A 2,092-nucleotide genomic window follows, 5' to 3' on the forward strand; every position below is an offset into this window, starting at 1 on the left:
TTCCGAGGCTGTTCCCCGGTTTTTCTCCGTGCCCGCGTGCGTGCCCGTGCCCGTGCCCGATTGTCTTCCCCGGTCTTCTGCCTTTCGCTTCTGTCTGATAATCTGTGTCTTCTGCGTAATCTGTGGATCACTCTCTTCTGCTTCGCTCTCTGCGGATCAACCTCTTCTCCTGCGCCACGCCAGCGCGAAGCTCGCGGCCACCGCGAGCCAGCACGCGGCCGGCACCCAGTCGCCGGTGCGGGCGTACCACGTCGTCCGCGAGTCGAGCGGGACCACCGCCGTGACCACCGCCTCGACCTTCTTCGACGCGGCCCACGTCGGCCCCGGCAGCGCGACGACGCGGCCGTCGGGGTCGATCACGCCCGAGATCCCCATGTTCACCGCCCGCACCACCGCCCGCCGGGCCTCGACCGCGCGGAACCGGCAGATCGCGAGGTGCTGCTCGTGCTCCTCGGTGCCGTCGAACCAGCCGTCGTTCGAGATGTTCACGAGGAAGTCGACCGGGTCGGCCGCGACGTACCGCCGGGCCAGAGACGGGTCCGAGTCCTCGTAACAGATCAGGCACCCGAATGTGTACTTCCGGCCGCCGGCGGGCAGCGGGAACCGCGTCCACTGTTGACCGGGGCGGCACGAGTAGTCGTGCTTGTACGGGGTGAACACGCTCATGAACGGCAGCGTCTCGCCGAGCGGGACGTACTCGCCGAACGGCACCAGGTGCATCTTGTCGTACCGGCCGAGTTTGTGCCCGCGGGTGTCGAGCAGGAGCGCGGAGTTGTACTTCCACCGCCGCCCGCCCTCCCACGCGAGCCCGTTGAGCCCGAGCAGCGTCGGCACCGCGGGCGGCCCCTTCGCCAGCCGCTCGGCGCACTTCTTCGCAGCCGCCGCGAACTCCGGGTCGGCCTGCTCGCCCGGCGCGACCTCGATCCACTCGTCGGCGAAGCACGTCTCCGGCCACACGATCAGGTCGGGCTTCGGCTGCTCCGCGAGGGCGTCGAAGAACAGCTTGCGGTACGCCTCCACGAGCGTGGACCCGCCGCCGTCCTTCGCGTCCTGCGGCACGCTCCCCTGGAGCGCCGCGACCCGCGGCCCCGCGGCGAACTCGGGGTGGTCGAGCCGCCAGTAGCCGTAGCCCACGCTCGTTGCGACGAGCAGCAGCACAGCTGCGGTGGAACGGATGGGCCGCTTGCCCTCTCCCCTTGCGGGAGAGGGTGGCGGCGCTTCGCCGCCGGGTGAGGGGTGAGCGCTCAGAGAGGGGACGGCTTCACCCCTCACCCGGCCGCTCGAAGACTCGCGGCCACCCTCTCCCGCAAGGGGTGAGGGCCGGGAGCGGTACACCCACCCGGCGACCGCACCGTTCACCGCCGCGACCACGAACGACACCGCGTACACGCCGCCCACGTCCGCGACCTGGATGAGCGGGACGAAGGCGTGCTGCGTGTACCCGAGGAAGTACCAGCCGAAGCCGATCATGTGCTGGAGCCCGAGGTCCGCGAGGAACGGGAACCCGGTCGGGAAGTGCATCCGCACGTATTCCAGGCCGACCCATCCGAGGGGCACCGACAGCGCGAGCGGGACGCCGAGGCGGTCGAACCGGCGGACGAAGTCGAGCGCGAGCACCCACGTCACCGGCATGATGACGGACAGCGCGGCCCACGACATGTACATCATCGGGTGCGCGACGCGGACCCACTGCGTCGCCAGCGCGAAGAACACGACCCCGCCCAGGTACGCCGCGACGTAGCGCCGGCGCCGCGACACGTCGGCCCGCACCAGCGCCAGCCACGGCACGAGCGCGACGAACCCGAGCGGCCCGAGGTCGAGCGGGAAGAACGCCGCCCACAGGAGGACGCCGGTTGCGACGGCCGGCAGCAGCACGCGAAGCATCGAGGGAGTCCTTCCGCGGGAACCGGAACGAGACAGTGGTAGACCGAGGCACCGCGATTGTGGCGACGTGGGGCGCCACCCCCTCACCCGCGACTCGAGGACTCGTCGCGACCTCTCCCCGTCGGAACGGGGCGAGGTGGCGCTGATCGGTCCGGTGGCACAGGCCTCTGGCCTGTGTCCGCCTGCACAGGCCAGAGGCCTGTGCCAC

General features: G+C 70.7%; 1 protein-coding gene. It reads right to left on the bottom strand.

From position 1 onward, the window contains the following. Positions 1 to 156 precede the first annotated feature (156 nt). Positions 157 to 1,884 (bottom strand): apolipoprotein N-acyltransferase, encoded by a 1,728-nt coding sequence (gene lnt / locus ACTIGN_RS18710; protein ID WP_439626568.1) that lies wholly within the window; start codon positions 1,882 to 1,884, stop codon positions 157 to 159. Positions 1,885 to 2,092 lie beyond the last annotated feature (208 nt).

Source organism: Gemmata sp. (assembly GCF_051859125.1).
Lineage (GTDB): Bacteria > Planctomycetota > Planctomycetia > Gemmatales > Gemmataceae > Gemmata.